This is a genomic window from Cardiobacterium sp. Marseille-Q4385, from assembly GCF_916618745.1.
Lineage (GTDB): Bacteria > Pseudomonadota > Gammaproteobacteria > Cardiobacteriales > Cardiobacteriaceae > Cardiobacterium.
In genome coordinates, this window is sequence record NZ_OU745373.1 from 1026965 (window position 1) to 1050453 (window position 23489).

23 protein-coding genes and 4 tRNA genes are annotated in these 23489 nt (G+C 51.9%); 8 read left to right on the forward strand and 19 right to left on the reverse strand.

All coding sequences use genetic code 11. The annotated features are described in order from the left end of the window. Positions 1-3 precede the first annotated feature (3 nt). The 13 genes from rpoB to LG374_RS04945 all read right to left on the reverse strand — a co-directional run bounded on the left by rpoB (position 4) and on the right by LG374_RS04945 (position 10036). A complete protein-coding gene (gene rpoB / locus LG374_RS04885; protein ID WP_225756643.1) occupies positions 4-4080 on the reverse strand; it encodes a DNA-directed RNA polymerase subunit beta in 4077 nt (1358 codons plus the stop codon). Between the two features lie 173 nt (positions 4081-4253). Further along, positions 4254-4628, reverse strand: coding sequence for a 50S ribosomal protein L7/L12 (gene rplL, locus LG374_RS04890; protein ID WP_225756644.1), 375 nt, complete (start codon positions 4626-4628; stop codon positions 4254-4256). A gap of 55 nt (positions 4629-4683) precedes the next feature. After that, on the reverse strand, positions 4684-5217 hold the full coding sequence (gene rplJ, locus LG374_RS04895) for a 50S ribosomal protein L10 (protein WP_225756645.1): 534 nt from the start codon (positions 5215-5217) through the stop codon (positions 4684-4686). A gap of 173 nt (positions 5218-5390) precedes the next feature. Next, entirely contained in the window at positions 5391-6092 is a 702-nt protein-coding gene (gene rplA / locus LG374_RS04900) for a 50S ribosomal protein L1 (RefSeq protein ID WP_225756646.1), read from the reverse strand. A 3-nt stretch (positions 6093-6095) separates the two neighbouring features. Further along, positions 6096-6524, reverse strand: a complete 429-nt coding sequence (rplK, locus tag LG374_RS04905; protein ID WP_006984592.1) for a 50S ribosomal protein L11 — start codon at positions 6522-6524, stop codon at positions 6096-6098. 42 nt (positions 6525-6566) lie between these two features. Then, positions 6567-7103: a transcription termination/antitermination protein NusG gene (gene nusG, locus LG374_RS04910; protein ID WP_225756647.1), complete on the reverse strand. Its 537-nt coding sequence runs from the start codon at positions 7101-7103 to the stop codon at positions 6567-6569. Further along, positions 7103-7483 (reverse strand): preprotein translocase subunit SecE, encoded by a 381-nt coding sequence (gene secE, locus LG374_RS04915; RefSeq protein ID WP_225756648.1) that lies wholly within the window; start codon positions 7481-7483, stop codon positions 7103-7105. The genes nusG and secE overlap by 1 nt, the downstream gene beginning before the upstream one ends. Positions 7484-7501: 18 nt before the next feature. After that, positions 7502-7577, reverse strand: a tRNA-Trp gene (locus LG374_RS04920). Between the two features lie 76 nt (positions 7578-7653). Continuing rightward, complete coding sequence (gene tuf, locus LG374_RS04925) at positions 7654-8844, reverse strand: elongation factor Tu (protein ID WP_225756649.1); 1191 nt, start codon at positions 8842-8844, stop codon at positions 7654-7656. Between the two features lie 41 nt (positions 8845-8885). After that, positions 8886-8961, reverse strand: a tRNA-Thr gene (locus LG374_RS04930). A gap of 13 nt (positions 8962-8974) precedes the next feature. Then, positions 8975-9048: transfer RNA gene (locus LG374_RS04935), tRNA-Gly, on the reverse strand. An 8-nt stretch (positions 9049-9056) separates the two neighbouring features. Continuing rightward, positions 9057-9141: transfer RNA gene (locus tag LG374_RS04940), tRNA-Tyr, on the reverse strand. 100 nt (positions 9142-9241) lie between these two features. After that, the gene (locus LG374_RS04945) at positions 9242-10036 is read right to left on the reverse strand and encodes a symmetrical bis(5'-nucleosyl)-tetraphosphatase (protein ID WP_225756650.1); all 795 of its coding nucleotides are present in this window, start codon (positions 10034-10036) and stop codon (positions 9242-9244) included. A gap of 49 nt (positions 10037-10085) precedes the next feature. On the opposite strand from LG374_RS04945, the gene LG374_RS04950 reads away from it, so the two are divergent. The 4 genes from LG374_RS04950 (at position 10086) to LG374_RS04965 (ending at position 13359) form a co-directional block, all read left to right on the forward strand. Beyond that, positions 10086-11369, forward strand: a complete 1284-nt coding sequence (locus tag LG374_RS04950; protein ID WP_225756651.1) for a 3-deoxy-D-manno-octulosonic acid transferase — start codon at positions 10086-10088, stop codon at positions 11367-11369. A gap of 49 nt (positions 11370-11418) precedes the next feature. Continuing rightward, complete coding sequence (locus tag LG374_RS04955) at positions 11419-11871, forward strand: copper resistance protein NlpE (protein ID WP_225756652.1); 453 nt, start codon at positions 11419-11421, stop codon at positions 11869-11871. Between the two features lie 150 nt (positions 11872-12021). Continuing rightward, entirely contained in the window at positions 12022-12540 is a 519-nt protein-coding gene (locus LG374_RS04960) for a DUF2271 domain-containing protein (RefSeq protein WP_225756653.1), read from the forward strand. A gap of 15 nt (positions 12541-12555) precedes the next feature. Next, positions 12556-13359 (forward strand): DUF4198 domain-containing protein, encoded by an 804-nt coding sequence (locus LG374_RS04965; protein ID WP_225756654.1) that lies wholly within the window; start codon positions 12556-12558, stop codon positions 13357-13359. A gap of 190 nt (positions 13360-13549) precedes the next feature. Here LG374_RS04965 and LG374_RS04970 read toward each other — a convergent pair whose 3' ends face one another. The 6 genes from LG374_RS04970 to LG374_RS04995 all read right to left on the reverse strand — a co-directional run bounded on the left by LG374_RS04970 (position 13550) and on the right by LG374_RS04995 (position 19642). Beyond that, complete coding sequence (locus LG374_RS04970) at positions 13550-15133, reverse strand: carbon starvation protein A (RefSeq protein ID WP_225756655.1); 1584 nt, start codon at positions 15131-15133, stop codon at positions 13550-13552. A gap of 38 nt (positions 15134-15171) precedes the next feature. Further along, positions 15172-15387 (reverse strand): DUF5363 domain-containing protein, encoded by a 216-nt coding sequence (locus LG374_RS04975; protein WP_225756656.1) that lies wholly within the window; start codon positions 15385-15387, stop codon positions 15172-15174. A 165-nt stretch (positions 15388-15552) separates the two neighbouring features. Further along, positions 15553-16023, reverse strand: a complete 471-nt coding sequence (locus LG374_RS04980) for an Lrp/AsnC family transcriptional regulator (RefSeq protein WP_225756657.1) — start codon at positions 16021-16023, stop codon at positions 15553-15555. Positions 16024-16111: 88 nt separating this feature from the next. Then, positions 16112-17635 (reverse strand): YfcC family protein, encoded by a 1524-nt coding sequence (locus LG374_RS04985; RefSeq protein ID WP_225756658.1) that lies wholly within the window; start codon positions 17633-17635, stop codon positions 16112-16114. 62 nt (positions 17636-17697) lie between these two features. Then, entirely contained in the window at positions 17698-18627 is a 930-nt protein-coding gene (arcC, locus tag LG374_RS04990) for a carbamate kinase (RefSeq protein ID WP_115610515.1), read from the reverse strand. A gap of 10 nt (positions 18628-18637) precedes the next feature. Further along, positions 18638-19642, reverse strand: a complete 1005-nt coding sequence (locus tag LG374_RS04995; protein WP_225756659.1) for an ornithine carbamoyltransferase — start codon at positions 19640-19642, stop codon at positions 18638-18640. A 343-nt stretch (positions 19643-19985) separates the two neighbouring features. Between LG374_RS04995 and ccmC the strand changes: the two genes are divergently transcribed. Genes ccmC through LG374_RS05015 form a run of 4 tightly spaced genes read left to right on the forward strand, consistent with a single transcriptional unit; the run spans position 19986 to position 23247 of the window. Continuing rightward, positions 19986-20717, forward strand: a complete 732-nt coding sequence (ccmC, locus tag LG374_RS05000; RefSeq protein WP_298049732.1) for a heme ABC transporter permease CcmC — start codon at positions 19986-19988, stop codon at positions 20715-20717. 1 nt (position 20718) lies between these two features. Continuing rightward, positions 20719-20895, forward strand: coding sequence for a heme exporter protein CcmD (gene ccmD, locus LG374_RS05005; protein WP_225756661.1), 177 nt, complete (start codon positions 20719-20721; stop codon positions 20893-20895). Next, on the forward strand, positions 20882-21343 hold the full coding sequence (gene ccmE / locus LG374_RS05010) for a cytochrome c maturation protein CcmE (protein ID WP_225756662.1): 462 nt from the start codon (positions 20882-20884) through the stop codon (positions 21341-21343). Before ccmD ends, ccmE begins: the two co-directional genes overlap by 14 nt. Beyond that, a complete protein-coding gene (locus tag LG374_RS05015) occupies positions 21340-23247 on the forward strand; it encodes a heme lyase CcmF/NrfE family subunit (RefSeq protein ID WP_225756663.1) in 1908 nt (635 codons plus the stop codon). Before ccmE ends, LG374_RS05015 begins: the two co-directional genes overlap by 4 nt. Positions 23248-23489: the final 242 nt, after the last annotated feature.

The window sequence follows — 23489 nt, forward strand, 5'->3', positions numbered from 1 at the left end:
TGTTTATTCCTGTTCCAAATCAATATTGATGGCAAGAGCTTTAATTTCCTTGGTGAGTACATTGAACGATTCCGGCATGCCCGGATCAATTTGTAGATTGCCATCCACGATATTTTTGTACATTTTGGTGCGCCCTTCGACATCATCCGATTTCACCGTCAGCATTTCCTGCAAGGTATAAGCAGCACCATAGGCCTCTAGTGCCCACACTTCCATTTCTCCAAAGCGCTGTCCACCAAACTGAGCTCGTCCACCGAGCGGTTGTTGCGTGACCAGTGAATACGGGCCAGTTGAGCGCGCATGCATCTTATCATCGACCAAGTGATTTAATTTGAGCATGTACATGTAACCAACGGTAACTTCACGGTCAAAAGGCTCACCAGTGCGACCATCATAGAGACGAGTTTGTCCGGTTTTTGGCAGACCTGCCAATTCAAGCATCTTCTGCACTTCCGTCTCTTTCGCTCCATCAAAGACTGGCGTCGCCATCGGGACACCTGCACGCAGATTTTGACAAAGCGCAATAAAATCTGCATCACTCAACGAATCCAGTGATTCGCGTTGACCGTCATGGTTATAGACTTCATTCAGATAGGCGCGCAAAGGCTTGGTAGATTTGCCTTTCTGATCCAGCATTTCACCGATACGTAAGCCAATACCGCGAGCAGCCCAGCCCAAGTGGGTTTCCAATACCTGGCCAATATTCATTCGCGACGGTACGCCAAGCGGGTTAAGACAAATATCAACCGGCGTGCCATCGTCCATGTAAGGCATATCTTCCACAGGCACAATACGTGAGACCACGCCTTTATTACCGTGGCGTCCCGCCATTTTATCACCTGGTTGTAGGCGCCGTTTGACAGCAAGATATACTTTGACCATTTTCAATACGCCAGGAGCGAGGTCGTCACCTTGCGAGAATTTGGCCTTCTTCTCTTCATAGTAATCCTGCAGTTCACGACGTTTATCGAGCAGCAACTGATGCATTCCATCGAGCTGCTCACTGATGTCACCATCTTGCAGACGTAGGTCAAACCATTGTTCCGGCTTCAATTCATCCAACAATACCTGATCCACAAGATCACCCGCTTTACGCTTTGGTGCTTTTTTCACTGCTTGTCCGAGCAACAAGCGGGCAACTCGTTCATAGATGTCATTTTCGAATACCCGCAGCTGGTCTTTTATATTTTTCGCAATACTGGCGATTTCCATTGCCTCGATTTCTTTGGCACGCGTATCTTTCTCAACTCCATCGCGAGTATACACGCGCACATCTACGACTGTGCCATCCATACCGGCGGGGACACGTAATGAGCTATCTTTCACATCGGATGCTTTCTCGCCAAAAATCGCGCGCAATAGCTTTTCCTCTGGCGACTGCGAACGCTCTCCCTTGGGCGTCACTTTACCAACAAGGATATCGCCAGCCCTGACTTCTGCTCCGATATGTACAATACCGGTACTATCTAATTTGGCCAGCGCACTTTCTTTCACGTTTGGAATATCGCTACTGATTTCTTCCGAGCCAAGTTTGGTATCTCGTGCCACACAAGTCAGCTCTTCTATGTGGATAGTAGTAAAACGGTCTTCTTGTACTACCCGTTCGGAAATCAAGATGGAATCTTCAAAGTTGTAACCGTTCCAAGGCATGAAGGCGATCAGCATATTTTGTCCTAGCGCCAACTCCCCCATATCGGTAGACGGCCCATCGGCCAACACATCTCCCCGTGCGATTACATCGCCCGGCTTAACTTGCGGCTTTTGGTTAATACAGGTGTTCTGATTGGAACGTGTATATTTGGTTAGGTTGTAAATATCAACACCCAAGCCTCCTGGCTGCACTTCATCGTCATTGACCTTAACTACAATCCGCGAGGAATCGACCGAATCAATAACACCGCCACGCTCCGCTCTTACCAATACCCCAGAATCACTAGCCACAACCCGCTCCATACCGGTACCAACTAGCGGTTTATCAGCACGCAATGTCGGTACTGCCTGACGCTGCATATTCGACCCCATCAAGGCACGGTTCGCATCATCATGCTCAAGAAAAGGAATGAGTGAAGCAGCCACAGAAACGATTTGCTTCGGCGAAACATCCATGTAGTCAATGCGGTCGGCACGGGACAACATGAACTCATTTTGATAACGAGCGGAAACCAGTTCATCGCGGAAAGAGCAGTCTTCATTAAGCGCCGCATTCGCCTGCGCAATCACATACTTTGACTCTTCAATCGCCGACAGATATTCAGTCTCCATCGTTACTTTCCCATCGACAACTTTGCGGTAGGGTGTTTCGAGAAAGCCGTATTCATTGGTTTTTGCATAAACTGCAAGCGAATTGATCAGTCCAATGTTCGGACCTTCTGGCGTCTCAATCGGACAGAGACGTCCATAGTGCGTAGGATGCACATCTCGCACCTCAAATCCCGCTCGTTCACGGGTTAGCCCTCCCGGGCCAAGGGCAGAAATACGTCTCTTATGAGTAACTTCAGACAACGGATTATTTTGATCCATAAACTGCGACAACTGAGAAGAACCAAAAAATTCTTTAATTGCTGCAGAGACTGGTTTCTGGTTGATTAGATCTTTAGGAGTCAGTTGCTCAGATTCTACTTGACTGAGACGTTCTTTAATAGAACGTTCCAAACGTACCAAGCCTATACGGAAAGCATTTGCGGCCATTTCACCAACACAGCGGATACGACGATTACCCAGATGATCAATATCATCAACCGTTCCATCGCCGTCCTTAATAGCAATTAGGGTTTTCAGTACACGGATAACATCTTCTCGTGACAATACACCACTACCTGTATCTTCGGCGATACCAAGCCGACGATTAAATTTCATTCGGCCAACACGCGACAAGTCATAGCGTTCTTCGTTGAAAAATAAGTTATCAAACAGAGTATCTGCAGCATCTTTTGTCGGCGGTTCACCCGGACGCATCATACGGTAAATTTCGGCACGCGCATTATCTTGATCAGTGCTTTCATCTATTCGCAGCGTATCAGCAATATAGGCGCCACGATCTAGCTCATTGACGTATAAGGTTTCAAAAGACTTTACCCCCAATTCAACAAATTTCACCAAATGTTCTTCAGTCAAAATTGTATTGGCTTGTAAAATTAATTCTCCACTTTGTTTATCAATCAAATCCTTAGCAAGAATTTTACCAACAACAAAATCCATTGGCACAACTTGGCTAGTGACATTTTTATCTTCTAGCTGACGAACATGACGCGAAGTAATCCGTTTACCTGCTTCAACTAACACTTCACCATCCGCCATAATATCAAAAGCAACTGCCTCGCCTTTAAATTGGGATGGTTGGAATTTCATTTCCAATTTGCCTCTGGTGATTTTGAAACTTTGCGTTTCAAAAAATTCACTCAAAATATCAGCATTACTATATCCAAGCGCGTGCAACAGTACTGTAACTGGCAGCTTACGACGACGGTCAATACGACAATAGAGTAAGTCCTTAGCATCAAACTCAAAATCTAGCCAAGAACCACGATAAGGAATGACCCGCGCGGAAAAGAGCAATTTCCCGGAACTATGCCCTACACCTTTGTCGTGGTCAAAAAAGACCCCAGGAGATCGATGTAATTGCGAGACTATTACCCGCTCAGTTCCATTTATTACAAAAGTGCCATTGTCGGTCATTAAAGGCATTTCGCCCATAAAAACAGGTTCAGATTCAATAACTTGTCTTAATTTTCGCTTATCAGGATCGGGTTTGTCATAGATAGCTACCCGCATACGTACACGCAAAGGCGAGGAATAAGTAACGCCTCGCAGTTGACATTCTCGCACATCGAATTCGGGTTTACCCAAGTCATAACCTACGTATTGCAACTCAATGAGTCCATTATGGCTGACGATAGGGAAAATAGAAGAAAACGCTTCATGTAGACCTACATCCTCACGCTTGTTCGCTGGTATATTTTTTTGCAAAAAATCATGATACGAATCCAATTGCATTGCCAACAAATAAGGTGTATCCAATACGGTAGGATGTTTGCTGAAATTTTTGCGGATGCGTTTTTTCTCGGTGAACGTATAAGTCATAGCGGCATTAACCTCGGACGGCTAGAAGATGCGCAAAGCGCAGAAAAAATTTAGAAAGCTCATGCAACAATAAACGCCAAATTAAATAGCATTTCCAGTTGTATCAACTTTCGAAGACAACAAAAAGTACTGATGCAAAAACACCAGTACTTTTCAAAAAAATACAAAAGCGCTTACTTGAGCTCGGCTTTAGCACCAGCAGCTTCAAGTTCAGCTTTAATTTTTTCGGCTTCTTCTTTAGCGACACCTTCTTTCAAAGTGGAAGGCGCGCCGTCAACTGCTTCTTTGGCTTCTTTGAGACCAAGACCAGTAACAGTACGGACAACCTTAATGACGGCAACTTTATTAGCACCGGCATCAGTAAGAACAACATCAAATTCGGTTTGTTCTTCTGCAGCAGCAACGGGACCTGCAGCAACCGGGGCTGCCGCAACAGCTGCGGCTGCTGTAACACCGAATTTTTCTTCCATTGCAGAAATCAAGTCAACGATATCCATCACGGACATTTCAGCAATAGCATTGAGGATATCTTCTTTAGCGATAGCCATATGACAACTCCAAAAATTATTAAATCAGATAAAAGTTAAACAATACCCAAAGCTCTTAAGCGGCTTTATTTTGGCGAATAGCTTCGATGGTGCGAACCAATTTACCCGGAATCTCGTTGAGAGTACGCGCAAATTTATCAAGCGGCGCACGCATACATACCATAAGTAGCGCCAACGCTTCTTCTTTGGTTGGCAATTTTGCCAACCGCTCCAGTTCACTTCCCGGCAACAACTCGTTGGAGAGACTGACAAATTTGACCATTTTCTTATCAAGTTTATCATTTTCCTTAAAGAAGTCGCGCCACAGACGCGCCGCAGCACCGGGATCCTCCATTGAGAATGCCAAAACCAGCGGGCCAACCAAATGTTCTTGCGTGCAAGCAAAATCAGTTTCAGCTAGAGCCCTTCTGGCCAGGGTATTTTTAACCACCCGCAAATAAACACCTGTAGTGCGTGCACGGGCATGTAGTTGCGTCATGTGTTCAACAGTCAAACCATGATATTCCGTCGCAACCAGTGCGTGTGCTTTGCTAGCAATCTCGCTAATCTCAGCAACAACGACTTTTTTGCTGGTTAAATTCAAGCCCATTCCATACTCCTTAAGTCGGATCGGGTTACCCTAAAAACCACCGATAGAATCGGTGGACCTTGGTATAGCCTTCAGATAGCTGAAATAGCCTACCATCTATGCAGGAAATTAAGTTTTAACAAACACCTGCAGTCTTTGACAATAGCTGCCATGCAGCTATCCCAAAATCTATCTTATGCCGCCCCACTAAGCGACGTAACATCTATAATAATCCCTGGCCCCATGGTAGTGGATAAGAAAGCTTTTCTCAAATAAACTCCCTTAGCTGCTGCAGGACGCAATTTATTAATCTCAGAAACTAAAGCGTATAAATTTTCAGCTAATTGCTGTTCGTTGAAGCTTATTTTTCCTATCATGGCGTGTACTACACCACCCTTATCCGCACGGAAACGAACTTGGCCTGCCTTGGCATTTTCCACTGCAGTTTTGACATCTGGGGTAACAGTACCTACTTTAGGGTTTGGCATCAAACCACGCGGACCAAGCACCTGCCCCAATTGTCCAACAACTCGCATAGCCGCTGGTTCAGCAATGACGACATCAAAGTCACTACGACCATTTTTGATTTCATCTGCCAATTCTTCCATGCCAACCAAATCTGCTCCCGCTGCTTGAGCAGCCTCAGCAGCTGCACCTTGCGCAAATACTGCAACACGTACGGACTTGCCCGTCCCGTTCGGCAATACCGCGGCGCCACGTACCACTTGGTCAGACTTACGTGGATCAATACCCAAATTTATCGCCACATCTACCGACTCAACGAACTTAGCAGCAGGAACTGATTTCAACAAGGCCAAGGCATCCATTACCGAATAGACTTTTCCATTTTCTACTGCACTACGGAGAGCCTGAACACGTTTACTTAATTTAGCCATTATTTAATCCTCTACCTTTAAGCCCATAGAACGAGCACTGCCAGCAATAGTATTAATTCCTGCCTGCAAATCAGCAGCGGTTAGATCAGGCTGTTTAATCTTGACTATTTCTTCCAGTTGAGCAAGAGTAATCTTGCCTACTTTCTCTGTATTTGGACGTCCACTGCCAGATTTGATTCCAGCTGCTTTTTTCAGCAAATAGGCTGCTGGTGGAGTTTTTGTAATAAAAGTAAAACTACGATCACTATAAACCGTAATTACGACCGGAACAGGCATCCCGGCCTCCATACTCTGAGTTTCTGCATTAAATGCCTTGCAGAATTCCATAATATTAACACCATGCTGACCTAATGCTGGGCCAACCGGCGGGCTTGGATTTGCTTTACCTGCTGCAATTTGCAGCTTGATATAGCCAGTAATTTTTTTTGCCATATACTACTCCAGATGGGTATAACGCCTCACGGCTCCCCTAATTTATAGCCCTTTCTCCACCTGATGGAACTCAAGTTCTACCGGCGTAGGGCGACCAAAGATAAGCACAGAAACTTTCAGTCTGCTTTTTTCATACATAACTTCTTCAACTGTGCCAGTAAACTCGGCAAACGGCCCTTCTACAATGCGGACCTCTTCACCAATCTCAAACAATGTTTTTGGACGAGGTTTTTCAACGCCTTCCTCAATACGCTGCAGAATAGCAGTAGCCTCATGCTGTGAAATAGGCGCAGGCTTCTCTGCCGTTCCACCCACGAAACCTGAAACACGAGGAATACTACGCACGACATGCCATGTCACATCATTCATTTCCATTTCTACCAATACGTAGTTAGGAAAAAATTTGCGTTGCGAACTGCGTTTTTTCCCATCCTTAATTTCAACCACTTCCTCTGAAGGGATCAGAATACGACCAAAATATTCTTGCAATTCCTCACGTTCAATGCGCTCTTCTAAAGCACGCTTAACTTGCTGTTCAAACTGAGAATACGTTTGTAACACATACCATTGCATGGACATCAGAGCAGAGCCTCAACTATTTTCACCAAGATCCAATCAAAGATACTGAGGACAATGGCAAATAAGGCAACCAAGGCCAAAACCACTAAAGTGCTTTTAGTAGCCTCTTCTTTAGTTGGCCACCGTACTTTTCGCATTTCTATTCGTGCGCCTCGAAACAGCGCCAACAAATAATAACGATGACTGGTTGGCCATAAGGCCATGGCTGATACAAGGAGGGAGACTATTGCAATACCAAAACGGGAATAGCCGGACAACCCGGCAAAAAAGGAACTATTGGAACCTGCACAATAAAAGCCACCCAAAAATAAAATTACGGCTAGTGCCGTAAAAAAAGAATCAAGAGGCTTTTTCTGTTGTTCTACTGAACCTTGTTGCATTACCTTCCCTCTTAAAAATGGCAGGCGAGGAGGGACTCGAACCCCCAACCGACGGTTTTGGAAACCGCAACTCTGCCAATTGAGCTACTCGCCTATCTATATAGTTAAAAAAGGTGGTGATTACGCACCACCCTTTAAGTTCTTGCAAGATACGTTGATCTTTATATTCTTTACTCAACAATTTTAGAGACAACACCCGCACCTACTGTACGGCCACCTTCACGAATCGCGAATCGCAACCCTTCATCCATCGCAATCGGTGAAATTAAGTGTACGTTCATCTTGATGTTATCACCTGGCATGACCATTTCCACACCTTCAGGAAGAACACATTCACCGGTTACATCCGTAGTGCGGAAGTAAAACTGCGGACGATAGCCTTTGAAGAATGGGGTATGACGTCCACCTTCATCTTTAGACAGAATATATACTTCCGCCTCAAACTTGGTGTGTGGAGTAATTGTACCCGGCTTAGCCAACACTTGGCCACGCTCAACTTCTTCGCGCTTGGTGCCACGCAGCAATACGCCTACGTTATCACCTGCTTCACCTTGGTCCAGCAACTTGCGGAACATTTCAACACCGGTACAGGTGGTCTTTGCCGTTGGACGAATACCGACTATTTCGATTTCTTCGCCAACTTTGATAACACCACGTTCAATACGTCCGGTTACAACTGTGCCACGACCAGAAATAGAGAATACGTCTTCGATCGGCATCAGGAACGGTTTGTCGATATCACGTTGCGGCTCGGGTATGTAGCTATCCAACGCGTCTACCAGCTTGATAATGGAAGGAACTCCAATATCGGATTGATCACCTTCCAGCGCCTTCAAGGCTGAACCGATAATAATCGGGGTGTCATCGCCCGGGAAGTCGTATTCGCTTAGCAAATCACGCACTTCCATTTCCACCAGTTCCAGCAACTCGGCATCATCAACCATGTCAGCCTTGTTCAGATAAACAACGATGTAAGGAACACCTACTTGACGGGACAGCAGAATGTGTTCACGCGTTTGCGGCATAGGACCATCAGCAGCGGAACACACCAAAATAGCACCATCCATTTGCGCCGCACCGGTAATCATGTTTTTAACGTAGTCGGCGTGCCCTGGGCAGTCTACGTGCGCATAGTGGCGGTTCGGTGACTCGTATTCTACGTGCGCAGTTGAGATGGTAATACCGCGAGCACGCTCTTCTGGCGCACCGTCAATTTGGTCATACGCTTTAAAGGTACCACCAAAGCGCTCCGCACCAACTTTGGTCAATGCTGCAGTCAGCGTAGTCTTGCCATGGTCAACGTGGCCAATTGTGCCCACGTTAACGTGCGGCTTGGTTCGGGTAAATTTCTCTTTTGACATCTCAATCCGCCCAAAGGTTTAAAAATTCGGAAAATAAAGAATGGAGCCCATAACCGGATTTGAACCGGTGACCTCTTCCTTACCAAGGAAGTGCTCTACCTGCTGAGCTATATGGACTTACTTTTGACACTGGAGCGGGTGATGGGAATCGAACCCACACCATCAGCTTGGAAGGCTGAGGTTCTACCATTGAACTACACCCGCAAGTTAAATGGTGGAGGGGGTAGGATTCGAACCTACGAAGGCTGAGCCGGCAGATTTACAGTCTGCTCCCGTTGACCGCTTGGGTACCCCTCCGGGAAAGTGGGGGCGCATTATATACATCGACAAGAGAACGTCAAGCGCTGAACGTCCTTATTTCAGTAAAATTTTTCTAACCACGCCGATTGCAAACAGATTATTTCGCATTAATGACCGCCGCTACGCGGTTGCGTAATACATCATAAGCGACCAACTGCCCGCCCCAGGCATAACCACCATCGAGGCAAATCGCCTGCCCTTCCGTACGCAAACCCAAGCTTGCCCAATGACCAAACAGCTGTAACCAGCCACATTGCTGCGGCACACTGAACCATGGCAGCAGGCCCTCAGTTTTCTTAGGCTGATCCTTCGCGCGCAGATTCAGACTGAGGTCAGCATTAAGATAACGCATCCGGCAGAACGCATTTACGGTAAAACGCCAATAATCCATCCCTTGCAAATCCGCCGACCACCGGTCCGGCTTATCGCCAAAAATCTCGCGTAGGAACTCGCGATACCCATCGCCGCGCAACTGCGCAGAAACCGCATCACTGGCCTTCTGCCCATCCTCAATTGACCACAGCGGGAACAGTCCCGCATGCGTCATCAACACCTGCAGCCGTGGCTCAACATGCAGCAGCGGAAACTGGCGCAGACCATCAATCAACTCCTCACCATCCTCGGTGCGCAATACATCCAGCGTGGACTGCTGCATTCGGCCGCCTGGAAACCGCTGTGCCTGCACCAGCATAGAAAAATCATGGTTCCCCAGCACCATCCGTTTCAGGCGCAGACCATGTACAAAACGCAGTACCCCGGCCGAATCCGGACCGCGATTCACCAAATCACCGACGAACCACAACTCATCACTATCACCATAGCCCACCTTATCCAGCAACCGCAGCAGCCCATCCAAATGCCCATGCACATCGCCAATCGCAAAAATCGCCATATCGCGCCCCTATAATAAGCAGCCACAAAACGGTCATTTTACTGCACCCATGAACACCCTCTACAACCTGCTGCTGCACCTACTCACCCCCTTCGCCCTGCTTCGCCTCTATTACAAATCGCGACAAAACCCTGCTTACCGCGAACACATCCACGAACGCTTCGCCCGCCACCTGCCCCCTGCTTTACCGAATACCCTGTGGATACATACCGTCAGCGTTGGCGAATTTCTTGCCATTCGCCCACTGCTGGACGCCCTGCTCGCCGCTCACCCCGACCACAATCTCTGGCTTACCTGTACCACCCCAACCGGCCGCGCACAAATCGCCCAATACCACGCCCAGTACCCTGAGCGTACCGTTTACAGCTACCTTCCCTACGACACCACCGCCAATATCTGCCGCGCTCTCGATCACATCCGCCCGCGCCTCATCATCCTCATGGAAACCGAAATCTGGCCGAACCTCATCCGCCTCGCTGCCAAGCGGAGTATTCCCGTCCAACTCAGCAACGCCCGCTTATCTGCCAAGTCTCTGCGCGGCTACTACCGCTACGCCCGCTGCCTCATGCGCGAACCGCTCACCACCCTGCGCATCGACGCACAAACCCGCTTTGATGCCCGCCGCTACCGCGTCCTTGGCGTCCCCGCCGCACACATCACCATTACCCCCAACCTCAAATACCAGGCGCCCACCATCCTACCCTTGCCTGCTGACATCGCCGCTGCCCGCACTCCGGACACCTGGATCGCCGCCAGCACCCACCCCGGCGAAGAACAAACCATCATCGCTGCCCACCGCCTACTACAACAACACCTGCCACACGCCCGCCTCATCATCGCCCCGCGCCACCCCGAACGCCGCGACACCATCGCCCAACACATCTGCGACGCTGGCTACACCCCCCGTCTGCGCAGCCAGGACGAAACGCCGCGCGACAGCCGCGACATCTACCTCCTTGATACCCTCGGCGAACTCAAGCACTACTACCGCATCAGCGACCTGGCCTACATCGGCGGTAGTCTCATCCCACGCGGCGGCCACAACCCGCTCGAAGCCCTGCATGCCGGCATTCCCATCGTCTTCGGGCGCAGCATGTACAACTTCCAGCACATCCGCGATGCACTCGTCCACCAGCCCTTTGTGCGTGAACTCGCCGACGACCGCCCCGAAACCCTTGCCGCCGAGCTGCTTGCCCTGCACGATGCCCCGCTCAAAGACGCCATCCGCGCCTACATGGCGCCTTACCACAACATCGTTGCTGCCCACCAACAACACATTGATGCCCTGCTCAATGAACAAAAAGCAACAACCGCAAACATTGCCCAAACCTGAACAGCGGGCTACATTACGCGCCACCCAATCCACAACATACGGAGAACCCATGAAAAAACTGACCCCAGCCGGCCTCGCCCTGGCCATCTTCCTCGGCGGTTGTACCACCTTCGGCCTGGGCGGCGGTAACAACAACCCGCCACCGGCTGACAACAGCGGCCAAACCGCCCAACAACAACCCCAAACCGCCAATAACGCTGCTTTCCTTGGCACCTACAACGGCGTTCTGCCTTGTGCTGACTGCGACGGCCTGCAAATCAGCCTGACCCTGACTGGCGGCAACTACACCATCCAGTCCACCAAACTCGGCAAAAAACAAGAAAACAAACAAGACAGCGGCGTGTATCGCACCACCACCGACAAACAATACCTGCAACTCGACAACAACGCGGGCAACCTCACCTTCCAGATTGGCAACGGCTACCTCGAACTACGCCGCCCGGACGGCGAAAAACTCGACCCGTCCCAGCCGGACGAAAAATTCCGTCTCAAACGCCAATAAAACGCAAGAAACAAAAAGCCGGTCACACGACCGGCTTTTTAATATCCCGATTCCATAGTCCCTCGCCTGACGGCGCATCTAAAAAATATCTATATTGCGAACAATTCCCATCCATACTACTATCGCCATCCCCAAAACATAGGAATCCCCATGAAAAAACACCTCCTCAGCACTGCCCTGCTCCTCGCTATTCCAGCCAGCGCGCTCAACCTCAGCCTTGATATCACCATTCCCGATATCAAAAGCAGCGAATACCACCGCCCCTACGTTGCGGTGTGGGTAGAAGACAGCGAAGGAAAACTCGTCGAACACCTCAGCCTGTGGTACTTCATCAAAGGCAAAGCGGACAACCCGCAAGAGGGTCTGAAATACCTGAAAGAACTGCGTAACTGGTGGCGCAAAGGCGGGCGCAGTCTGAAACCATTGCCCGACGCTATCACTGGCGCGACGCGCAAACCCGGCAAACACACCATTGAAATCAAGGCAGACGACCCGCGCCTTGCCAAACTTAAAGACGGCAGTTACACCCTGAAAGTTGAGGCCACGCGGGAAGAAGGCGGCACCGAAAGCGTTGCCATTCCCTTCACCCTGCCCGTCAAGGACAAAACCGAAGCCAGCGCTGCCGGTAAAAGCGAACTGGGCGACATCAGCCTGACCCTCACCCCGTAACCACAAGGACACACCATGCAACACCAATACATCGCAGCTCTCTGCACCCTGCTGCTCGCCGAAGCCGCCCTTGCCCACAACGTCTGGATACGCCCCAGCTCAACCCAGCTATCCGGCGACAAAGACTACGTTACCATTGATGGCGGTGGCGCTGACTTCCCCTTTGACGTTAACCACCGTGGTCGCCCGGCTGATGGTCTGCACGCCTACGATCCCAGAGGTAAAGAAATTGAAAAAGAAAACCTGATGGTCGGCAAACTGCGCACCAGCTACGATGCTCTGCTAAACCAGCACGGCACCTACCGCTTCACTGACGGTATCGAATATGTCCAGTTCAACTACCCGGACGACAAAGGCGAAAGTGCGCGCTGGCGCGGCAGCCCGGAAAAATACAAAAAAGAAAACCCAATGGCGGACAAAAAACGGGAAAAATACAGACAGCTCACCATGAAAATCGAGACGTTTGCCACCCTGGGAGAGCCAACAGACACCGTCGCCAAACCTGATGCCAAAGGACTAGATTTGGAATACCTCACCCACCCGAATGAACTCTACGCTGGGGAAACTGCGACTTTCCGCGTTCTCTACGACGGCAAACCGCTACCTGACGCGCGTGTCCGCCTTGCCAAAGATGGCCTGCGCTACCGCACCCACGACTTCATCGAAATGAAGAGCGACAAAGACGGCAAACTGACCATTGACTGGCCGGGTCCGGGCATGTACTGGATTTCCGCCGAGCACGAAGTGCCGAGCGAACTCGTTAAAGACGCACCACATACCTTCGAATACGTCGCTGGTCTCGAAGTCCTGCCGCTCTGAGCGCATTGTCGCAAGTCTCCACAGCCACCCTTCGGGGTGGCTTTTATTTATCCCGCCTGACACGGAGCCAGTATTTACGCCGCTCGACGCGAAACCCAGCAATGACGCCGCTTGACACCCATGCCATATGTGAAAACTGCGCATAAAAAACGGCGCCGCAGCGCCGTTTTTCCTAGCCATAGCAAAGAAGTCAGTCGTCCAGTGCCGGTGCTATACCGCCGACGGCTTTGGCATGATCCGGTTTGAAGGCGATGAAGAACAGCACGGTGAAGACTGCTGCAACGATCACGCCGCTGGTCATGGCTGCCTGCCACAGGCGTTCCGGTTCGCCGAAGCCCACTTTTGCCCAAATCCAGCCGAAACCGATCTTCTGGTCGAAGAAGAGGTAGCAGGCGCAGATTTGCGTCATGAAGATTGCCGGGATAGTGCATACCCAGTGGAATTTGCCGTGGCGGTAGAGATAGGCCGCTGCCGTCCACAGCATGATAGTTGCCGTCGTTTGGTTCGCCCAGCTGAAATAGCGCCACAGCACACTGAAGTCGATTTTGGTCAGGATGACGCCGACCACAAAAAGCGGCACAGTAATCATCAGGCGTTTGCCCAGGTTGCGCTGATCCGCGTTCAGACCGTAGCCGTTCAGGAATTCGGCAATTTGCAGACGGGCGGCGCGGAAGGCGGTATCGCCGGAGGTAATCGGCAGCACAACGACACCAAGCACAGCGAGGATGCCGCCAAAGGTGCCAAGCATGCTCATCGCCGCATCATAGACAACTTTGGACGGCGTGCCAGCTTTGATGGTTTCTTGCAGCACCTGCACATCGGGGTAGAAGCTGATGCCGACCATGCACCAGATCAGCGCAATCACGCCTTCGGTGATCATCGCGCCGTAGAAAATGAAGCGGGCTTCGCGTTCATTTTCCGTACATCGTGCCATCATCGGCGTTTGCGTGGCGTGGAAGCCGGAAATCGCGCCGCAGGTGATGGTCACAAAAATCAGTGGCCAGATGGGCAGTTCGTTGCCGCCTTTCGGCTGGAAGTTGGTGAAGAAATCGCTAAGGGAAACGCCGTTTTGCAGGCCAACCGTCTGGAAGAGCGGAATGCCCTCAAAGAGCAGGCCGAAGAGCATACCGGCAGTCATGAACATCAGCAGCGCGCCGAAGAGCGGATAAATACGGCCGATGATTTTGTCGATGGGCAGCAGGGTCGCGATGATGTAGTACACGAAGATGATGCAAACCCAGGTCAGCGCCAGATTGTCGTGCAGCGGATTGCCTTTCATCACCGCTTCGCCACTTCGTCCCAGTATCTGCTCGGTGAGGCTGGTGAGGAGACCGGCGGGACTGGTAACGAAAACGACACCAACCAGCACCAGCAGGATAAGGGCGATAAAGTTGATGATGTGCTTCATTGGTGCGCCGATATAGCGCCCGGCCATGGTCGGAATGGAAGCCCCGCCATTGCGGATGGAGATCATGCCGCAGAAATAATCATGCACGGCGCCGGCGAAAACGCAGCCGACGACGATCCACAGCATGGCGACCGGGCCATAAAGCGCGCCGAGGATGGGGCCGAAAATTGGCCCGGTACCGGCGATATTGAGTACCTGAATCAGCCATACCTTCGCGCGTGACATCGGTACATAGTCCACACCGTCACCCATGGCATAGGCAGGCGTTTGCCGTTGCGGCTTGATGACGAAGATTTTCTCCATCAGCGCGCCGTAGATGAAGTAGCCCGCCACCAGCAGGGCTACGCAGAAAAAGAAAAGAACCATAAAGACTCCTGACTAAAAGACAAAAAATGACGCTGCACCTACAGCTCGCGCGAATCCTGCTGATTCGCAGCGGCATGACGCGCCGTCTCGTCATTGCGTTTTTGCAATCCGTCCGGCCATTGCAGCGGCGGATCTTCCTTCACCAGCGGCACGCAACGCCGACATGCACCGGGCTTGGACAAGCCCGTTTCGTCGCAGAACTCGGTGTATTTGCGCCACAACCATTTGAACAGGTTTTCACCTTCTTTTCTCATGGATGATTACCTCAGTGTGAATTCGCGCGCATTATACGTCGCCCGCTTAATGGCAGACAGTCGCCCTTCGCACAAAAAACCAATAATTAGCAGGCCGTTTGCAAAACGGAAGCGGGGCGTCTTACCGCCCCAATTCCACAAAAAACAACGCTCGCCCACGGTCGATTAAAGCGGCAATTCTGTGGATTCCTTGATCGTTTGCAACACAATCTCGGATTTGACGTTTTTCACCCCAATTTCCTTATTCAAATACTTGGTCTTGATGCGGTGAAATTCATCCAAATCAGCAGCCCGTATCTTGACAACAAAATCATAATCTCCTGCCATTAGATGGCATTCCACAATATTCGGCACCAGTTTCATCTCAAAGATAAAGCGCTCGCGTTTGCTGTTATCTTCTTCAATAAACGAGCCGAAGACATAAGCGGATAATGGGCAATGCAGTTTTTGCGGATTAAGGATGGCAGTGTAGTGGTCAATAATTTCATTCTCTTCAAGAATATTGACCCGCCGTAAACAGGCGGAATTGGATAAACCAATTTCCTGCGCTAATTCATTGTTATGCAGACGGCCATTTTTTTGCAGGGCGCGCAGAATCCGAATATCGATATTGTCCAGCGGCTTTTCTTTCGGCATCAGGTGATCCTTGGGATGATGGGCGTTATCCGGCAATGATACGGCATTTATAAAAAAAAGGCCGCCTGAACGGCGGCCTGTGTAGCGGTTAGTGACTGTACATCGACACCTGGATGAGCAGGAGCGTTGCGCCTATCGCTAGTAGCACGCCGATCATCGGCAGGACAAATTTCACCCACTTGTTGAAGGGGATATTGAGCATTTGCAGTGTGACCAGCACCAGCCCCGTCGGTGCGAGGAAGAGCATGGCGTATTGCCCCCAGTTGTAGGCAGAAACCACGATGAAGCGCGGGATACCAACGGCATCGGCAAGCGGTGCCATAATCGGCATGGCAAGCACGGCGAGACCAGAGGAAGAAGGCACAACCAGACCGAGGAAGATGAAGACCACGAGCTGTCCGAGGATGAACAGGCTAGGCGGCATACCGCTGACCAGTTGCGAGGTGTAGTCCAGAATCGTGTCAGAAATCATGCCTTGTTCCAGCACCAGGTTGACGCCACGGGCAAGGCCGATAATCAGCGACACACCGACCAGCTCGGAGGCACCATGCGTGAAAGAGTCAACGATTTCTTTCTCTTTCAAGCCGGAGATGAACATGATGATGATGGTGATGGTCAGGAAGGAAGCCGCCATTTGCGGGAACCACCAGCCGCCGGCCATAACACCCCACACCATAATCGGGAAGGCGATACAGAACAGGGCAAGAATCAATTTGCGGCGCACGGTGAATTCGATCACGGTATTCGGGTCAAACCCTTTCATGTAGTGTTCGCGGAAACTTTCCCGGTCTTCATAGGTATAAGAAAAAGCAGGATTCGCTTTAATCTTTTTCGCATACCAGTAGAGATAATAGATGACACAAGCAGCGCCCAATACCAAACCGACAGCGCGGAAACCTATACCTTCGGTAAAGGGAATACCAGCGGCGTTGGAAGCAATGACGACCGAGAAGGGGTTAATGGTTGAGAATGCCGTACCCATGGAAGATGCAAGGAAAATAGCGCCAACGCAGATAATCGCGTCATAACCAAGAGCGAGGAATACCGGCACCAATATCGGATAAAACGCCACCGCTTCTTCTTCAATACCGCAAGTGGTACCGCCGATGACCATCAGCACGGAGACACTGAAGACAATCATGAATTCATTGCCTTTGGTCCGCCGCGCGAGCGCCATCAGGCCGGAATTGAAGGCACCGGTTTTATTGATGACACCAATCATGCCGCCGAGGGTAAAGATAAATACCATAATATCGGCAGCTTCAATCGTACCGTGAATCATGCTTTCCGCAATATCGCCGATACCTTTCGGATTTTGCTCTACCCGTTGATACGTTCCCGGAATGGCAATCGGTTTTTTAATCGTGCCTTCGGTAAAATTATTCAGGTCTATTTTAATATTGAGCTGATCCAGCGTTTCCTTGGTTGCAGGATAAGTTTTATCCTCCTGCTGATACGTCTTCACCACAAACACCTTGTCGGTGCTGTTATACGTTAATTTGGAATAAGAACCGGATGGCACAATCCACGTCAAGCCGACAGCAATAATCAGGATAACGAAGAGAATCGTGAATGCGGAAGGAAAGACAAATTTCTTCTTGGCCGTTTCCATAAATAATTCCTTAGTCTGATATACAAGGCGGGTGACGCATGATCACCCACCCTTATACTGCATCAATAATAGTTAATACCCGTTACATTCGTGCTGATACGCGTTCCTGCCTTGCCTTTGACAATATCGACAATATCGGAGAGCGAACCAATCACCGCGTCTTTACCGCTATAGCGGGCAAAATTGATGGCAGCCTGCACTTTTGGCCCCATCGAACCGCTGGCAAAACCGATCTCTTTAATGGCATCGGGATGCGCGCTGGCAATCGCTTTTTGCGTATCTTTACCCCAATCGATAAAGGCAGCTGAAACGTCGGTAGCGATAATGAACAAATCGGCATCGAGATTTTCGGCGAGCAGGGCAGAGCACAAATCTTTATCGATAACGGCTTCTACCCCGTGCAGATTATGCTGTTCATCATAATATGTCGGAATACCGCCGCCACCGGCGCATATCACAATACTACCGCGCTCTAATAACCATTTGACCGGGCGGATTTCAAAAATTCGTTTCGGTAAAGGACTGGGAACGACGCGGCGGTATTTATCGCCGTCTTGCGCGATAGACCAATTCTTTTCTTTCGCCAGACGTTCAGCTTCTTCTTTGCTGTATACCGGGCCGATAGGCTTAGTCGGATTTTTAAAGGCCGGATCGTTTTTATCGACTTCGACTTGCGACAGAATTGTGGCTAACGGCACATCAAACGGCACCAGATTGCCTAATTCCTGCTGAATCATATAGCCGATCATGCCGACCGATTCCGCGCCCAACACATCCAGCGGATAAGTCGGGACTTCGGTATAAGCGGCACCTTGCAGCGCCAGCAGGCCAACTTGCGGGCCGTTGCCGTGCGCAATCACCAGCTCATTATTCGGCCAAACTTTGGCTATCTGTTCGCAGGCAATCTTGATATTTTGCCGCTGGTTTTCAAACGTGAGCGGTTCCCCGCGCCGTAAGAGCGCGTTCCCACCCAGAGCAATGACGATTCTCATGGCACATTCCTTATGTCAAGCTGGCATACATAACCGCTTTAATAGTGTGCATGCGGTTTTCTGCCTGCTCGAAGGCGATATTCATCGGTGATTCGAAAACATCTTCCGTCACTTCAATACCATTCTTCAGTTCCGGATATTTTTCGGCAATTTCTTTACCAACTTTTGTTTCACTATTGTGGAATGCCGGCAAGCAGTGCATGAATTTTACTTTTGGATTGCCGCTACGTTTCATCAATTCCGGGGTTACTTGATACGGCAGGAGAATCTTGATGCGTTCGCCCCAGCTTTCCAGCGGTTCGCCCATTGATACCCAAACGTCGGTATGAACGAAATCCACATCTTTCAGTGCTTTATCAATATCATCAGTTACCGTGATGCGTGCGCCGCTTTCTTTGGCAAAGCCTTCGCACATTTTCACCAGTTTGTCTTCCGGCAATAAGGCTTTCGGGCCGCAAATACGCACATCCATACCGAGTTTGGCACCAATCAGCAATAAGGAGTTGCCCATATTATTGCGGGCATCGCCGATATAAACATATTTGATTTCATGCAGCGGTTTATCGCAGTGTTCAATCATGGTGAGAACGTCAGCGAGCATTTGTGTCGGGTGGAATTCATCGGTCAGACCATTAAAAACCGGTACTCCGGCATATTCAGCCAATTCTTCAACGATTTTTTGGCTGAAACCGCGATATTCGATGGCGTCATACATTCTGCCAAGAACGCGCGCAGTATCTTTCATACTTTCTTTATGCCCGATTTGTGAAGAGCCTGGGCCAATATAGGTTACATGTGCCCCTTGGTCATGAGCGGCGACTTCAAAGGCACAACGGGTACGGGTGGAAGTTTTTTCGAAAATCAGCGCAATATTTTTGCCAACCAGTTTGGGCTGCTCGGTGCCGTCGTACTTCGCCCGTTTCAAATCGCGGGACAAATCGAGCAGATAGCGGATTTCCCGTTCAGAGTGATGTACCAGACTAAGCAGATGACGGTTTTTCAGATTAAAGGCCATGGTAATTCTCCCGATTGTTGATGAAATACGAAAGTTGGATTTTGTTAAAACCCTCTGTTCTTTCGCGGCGCATCATAGAAAAATAACCTTAGAATTTTTCGCCTAATTTCATCACTGATCATGGATTTATTAAAATTTTATGCTGTATAAACCTGTAATAGTCGCATAAAATTTCAAGAGCGCTGCCAAACGCATCACAAGACACCACAAAACAACGCCCACAGTCATCAAATAAGCTCGGAAAACATCATGATTGACCAAGCATATCCACACCCTGCACAACGGCAATTCCCTCATCCCCTCCTTTATAATGCCCGCCCATCTATCCCTATTCCCCTTCATCATGAAAAATACTCTGCATAAACGTCTGCAACACTGGGGCAGTCCCGCCGGTTTTGAGCGCCTGAGCGGGCGCATCCTGCCGTGGCTGACGCCGCTCGCCTGGTTGTTGCTCGCCATCGGCGTCGTTTGGGGTCTCGCCTTTGCCCCGCCGGATTACCAGCAAAAAGACAGTTTCCGCATCATTTACCTGCACGTCCCCGCCGCGATGCTCTCCATGAGCATTTATGTGTTTCTCGCTGTTGCCTCGCTCGTGCATTTCGTCTGGCGCAGTCGTCTTGCCGCCTGGCTGGCGCGCGCCGCCGCCCCGTATGGCGCACTGATGACGGCGCTGGCACTCGCGACGGGTGCGATTTGGGGCAAACCAACCTGGGGGACATATTGGACCTGGGATGCCCGTCTCACCTCCGAGCTCATCCTGCTTTTCCTTTATCTCGCTTACCTGCTGTTACAGGCGAGCATTGAGGAACGCGACCAGGCTGACCGCCTCGCTGCCATCCTCGCCATTGTCGGCGTCATCAACATCCCCATCATTCATTACTCGGTGGTGTGGTGGAATTCGCTGCATCAGGGCGCGACGCTTTTCCGCGCCGACGGCCCCAGTATTGACGGCACCATGCTGCGCCCGCTCATCATCACGCTGCTCGCCTTCTACGCCCTTTTTGCCGACTACCTCATCCGCGCCGTCGACAATCTGATTCTTGAACACCGCATCCGCCGCCAACTGGAAACCTGATATGACCTTCGCCAGCCTCAGTGAATTTATGCGCATGGGCGCGCACGGTGCCTACGTCTGGACGGCCTACGGCCTCACTCTCGCCGCCCTCGTCGCCATTCACGTATTCACCGCGCGCCGCCGCCGCCGCCTGCAACACACCCTCGACACCCTGAAACAACACGATGACTCCCGCTAGAAAAAAACGCCTCACCCTCATCGGCCTCATCTTCGCTTCCTTCGCTGCCGCCGTCGCCCTCCTGCTCTACGCCATGCAGAACGACCTGAACCACTACTACTCGCTGGAACAAATCGCCGCGCATGCCGCACCGCAGGAACAACCCGGCATCCGCGTCGGCGGCATGGTGGAAGACAAATCCCTGCAACGCGAGGGCGACAGCCTCACCGTGCGCTTCCGCATCACCGACTACCGCCACCCGCCGCTTACCGTGCACTACACCGGCATGTTGCCCGACCTTTTCCGCGAGGGACAAGGCGTCATCGCGCGTGGCACCTTGCACGCCAACGGCGACTTTCAGGCGAACGAAATCCTCGCCAAGCACGACGAAAACTACCTGCCGCCCGAAGTCAAAGCCGACATGGACAAAAGCGGCCACCAGCACCAAAGCCAGCAGACACAACCATGACCATCGCCCTCGGACACTACGCGCTGTGGCTGGCGGGCGCGCTCGCCCTCATCCAGGCCGTCATCCCCGCCCTGCTCGCGGACGAACGCCGCGCCTGCGCCATCGCCGTGAGTGCCGCCAAAACCCAGGCGGCACTCTTCACCCTCAGCATCGCCGCCCTCGCCTACGGTTTCCTCGCCAACGATTTCAGCGTGCGCTACATCGCCGCCCATAGCAACAGCCTCCTGCCGTGGTACTACCGCGCGACCGCCGTTTGGGGCGGACACGAAGGCTCACTGCTGCTCTGGATTACCATCCTCGCCTGGTGGGCGGCGGCCTTTGCTGCGAAAAGCCGCGACCTGCCGGACGCCGTGCGCGGCAAAACCCTTGCCATCCTCGGCTACATCAGCGTTGGCTTCACCGGCTTTATCGGCTTCACCTCCAATCCCTTCACCCGCATTCTGCCCGCCCCGTTTGACGGAGCCGACCTCAACCCCTTACTCCAAGACCCCGGCCTCATCCTCCATCCGCCGCTGCTTTACACCGGCTACGTCGGCTTCGCCGTCGCCTACGCCATCGTCCTCGCCAACCTCTGGCAAGGCCGCCTCGATACCCTCTCCCTGCGCCGCGCCCGCCCGTGGACACTCGCTGCCTGGTGCGCCCTCACCCTCGGCATCGCGCTGGGCAGCTACTGGGCCTACTACGAACTCGGCTGGGGCGGCTGGTGGTTCTGGGACCCCGTCGAAAACGCCTCACTCATGCCGTGGCTCATCGGCGCCGCCCTCATCCACAGCCTCATCGTCAGCGAAAAACGCGGCGGCCTGCGCACCTGGACGGCGCTGCTCGCCATCAGCGCCTTCACCCTCAGCCTCATCGGCACCTTCCTCGTCCGCTCCGGCGTCCTCACCTCCGTGCACGCCTTCGCTGCCGACCCGACCAGAGGCGTGTACATCCTTGCCCTCATCGTTGCCAACACCCTGCCCGCGCTCATCCTCCTCATCCTGCGCGCGCCACAACTCGCGAGCGACGCCCGCCACGGCCTGCTCGCCCGCGAAACCGGCATCCTCGCCAACAACTGGCTGCTGGCGGGCGCCTGCCTCATCGTCTTCACCGGCACCCTCTACCCGCTGCTCGCCGACACCCTGAACCTCGGCAAAATCTCCGTCGGCGCGCCCTACTACAACCGCCTCATCGTGCCGCTGGCACTCGCCAACCTCATCCTCCTCGCCGTTGGCCCGCTCCTGCGCTGGCAACGCGACCGTGCCCGCCGCCTCCTCCCGCGCCTTGCCATCATGACGACCGCTGCCGCCCTCGCCACCCTCGCCATCTGCCACGCGGCAGACACCTGGCAATGGCGCACCATCATCGCCGTCGCCTGCGCCACCTTTGCCGCCAGCGCCATCCCGCTCGACTACCTTGATCGCCTGCGTCACCACATCCCCGCCAGCCGCCCCTACCACGGCATGCAACTCGCCCACCTCGGCTACATCGTGCTGGCGCTCGCCATCACCGCCGCGAACCAGTACAGCATCGAAGAAGATCACAGCATCAAAGAAGGGGCGAGCGTGAACATCGCCGACTACCGCCTCACCCTCATGACGCTCACCGCCGAAAAAGGCCCGAACTACAGCGCGACCGTCGGCAAAATCCTTGTACAAAAAAACGATGGCACACCGCTCACCGTCCTCGCCCCCAGCAAACGGCAGTACCACATGAGCGCCATGCCGATGACCGAAAGCGCGCGCCGCGTTACGGCAACGCACGACCTCTACGTCGCTTTGGGCGAAGCCATCAATGCCGACACCTGGGCCATCCGCATCCAGTACAAACCCTACATCAGCTGGATCTGGATCGGCGGCCTGCTCATGGCGCTCGGCGCTGTGCTGGCAATGGGCGGCAGACGGGCGCAGGTGGATAGCGCCTGAGAAAGCGCCCAGCAGCCCCCGCATGTACGCCGTTTGACGGGCGTAGGACAGGCTTCAGCCCACCGAGCAGGCGCAGCCTGCTTTTTTGCATACCGGGCAAGCGCGACTGCCAAACAGAGAAACGACGCGTTTTTTCAATTCTGAGACGTTGCAGATAACATCTCTCCAAACCCCGTAACCACTCTGCCTGGCGCCCGTAGCCCCGGAAAAGGGCAGGCGATGGCCCTGGGGCACAGCGTAAA

What these genes read in the sequence shown, in the direction of transcription:
- rpoB (WP_225756643.1), bottom strand. Translation starts at nt 4,080, where the DNA reads ATGACTTATACGTTCACCGAGAAAAAACGCATCCGCAAAAATTTCAGC.
- rplL (WP_225756644.1), bottom strand. Translation starts at nt 4,628, where the DNA reads ATGGCTATCGCTAAAGAAGATATCCTCAATGCTATTGCTGAAATGTCC.
- rplJ (WP_225756645.1), bottom strand. Translation starts at nt 5,217, where the DNA reads ATGGGCTTGAATTTAACCAGCAAAAAAGTCGTTGTTGCTGAGATTAGC.
- rplA (WP_225756646.1), bottom strand. Translation starts at nt 6,092, where the DNA reads ATGGCTAAATTAAGTAAACGTGTTCAGGCTCTCCGTAGTGCAGTAGAA.
- rplK (WP_006984592.1), bottom strand. Translation starts at nt 6,524, where the DNA reads ATGGCAAAAAAAATTACTGGCTATATCAAGCTGCAAATTGCAGCAGGT.
- nusG (WP_225756647.1), bottom strand. Translation starts at nt 7,103, where the DNA reads ATGTCCATGCAATGGTATGTGTTACAAACGTATTCTCAGTTTGAACAG.
- secE (WP_225756648.1), bottom strand. Translation starts at nt 7,483, where the DNA reads ATGCAACAAGGTTCAGTAGAACAACAGAAAAAGCCTCTTGATTCTTTT.
- tuf (WP_225756649.1), bottom strand. Translation starts at nt 8,844, where the DNA reads ATGTCAAAAGAGAAATTTACCCGAACCAAGCCGCACGTTAACGTGGGC.
- LG374_RS04945 (WP_225756650.1), bottom strand. Translation starts at nt 10,036, where the DNA reads ATGGCGATTTTTGCGATTGGCGATGTGCATGGGCATTTGGATGGGCTG.
- LG374_RS04950 (WP_225756651.1), top strand. Translation starts at nt 10,086, where the DNA reads ATGAACACCCTCTACAACCTGCTGCTGCACCTACTCACCCCCTTCGCC.
- LG374_RS04955 (WP_225756652.1), top strand. Translation starts at nt 11,419, where the DNA reads ATGAAAAAACTGACCCCAGCCGGCCTCGCCCTGGCCATCTTCCTCGGC.
- LG374_RS04960 (WP_225756653.1), top strand. Translation starts at nt 12,022, where the DNA reads ATGAAAAAACACCTCCTCAGCACTGCCCTGCTCCTCGCTATTCCAGCC.
- LG374_RS04965 (WP_225756654.1), top strand. Translation starts at nt 12,556, where the DNA reads ATGCAACACCAATACATCGCAGCTCTCTGCACCCTGCTGCTCGCCGAA.
- LG374_RS04970 (WP_225756655.1), bottom strand. Translation starts at nt 15,133, where the DNA reads ATGGTTCTTTTCTTTTTCTGCGTAGCCCTGCTGGTGGCGGGCTACTTC.
- LG374_RS04975 (WP_225756656.1), bottom strand. Translation starts at nt 15,387, where the DNA reads ATGAGAAAAGAAGGTGAAAACCTGTTCAAATGGTTGTGGCGCAAATAC.
- LG374_RS04980 (WP_225756657.1), bottom strand. Translation starts at nt 16,023, where the DNA reads ATGCCGAAAGAAAAGCCGCTGGACAATATCGATATTCGGATTCTGCGC.
- LG374_RS04985 (WP_225756658.1), bottom strand. Translation starts at nt 17,635, where the DNA reads ATGGAAACGGCCAAGAAGAAATTTGTCTTTCCTTCCGCATTCACGATT.
- arcC (WP_115610515.1), bottom strand. Translation starts at nt 18,627, where the DNA reads ATGAGAATCGTCATTGCTCTGGGTGGGAACGCGCTCTTACGGCGCGGG.
- LG374_RS04995 (WP_225756659.1), bottom strand. Translation starts at nt 19,642, where the DNA reads ATGGCCTTTAATCTGAAAAACCGTCATCTGCTTAGTCTGGTACATCAC.
- ccmC (WP_298049732.1), top strand. Translation starts at nt 19,986, where the DNA reads ATGAAAAATACTCTGCATAAACGTCTGCAACACTGGGGCAGTCCCGCC.
- ccmD (WP_225756661.1), top strand. Translation starts at nt 20,719, where the DNA reads ATGACCTTCGCCAGCCTCAGTGAATTTATGCGCATGGGCGCGCACGGT.
- ccmE (WP_225756662.1), top strand. Translation starts at nt 20,882, where the DNA reads ATGACTCCCGCTAGAAAAAAACGCCTCACCCTCATCGGCCTCATCTTC.
- LG374_RS05015 (WP_225756663.1), top strand. Translation starts at nt 21,340, where the DNA reads ATGACCATCGCCCTCGGACACTACGCGCTGTGGCTGGCGGGCGCGCTC.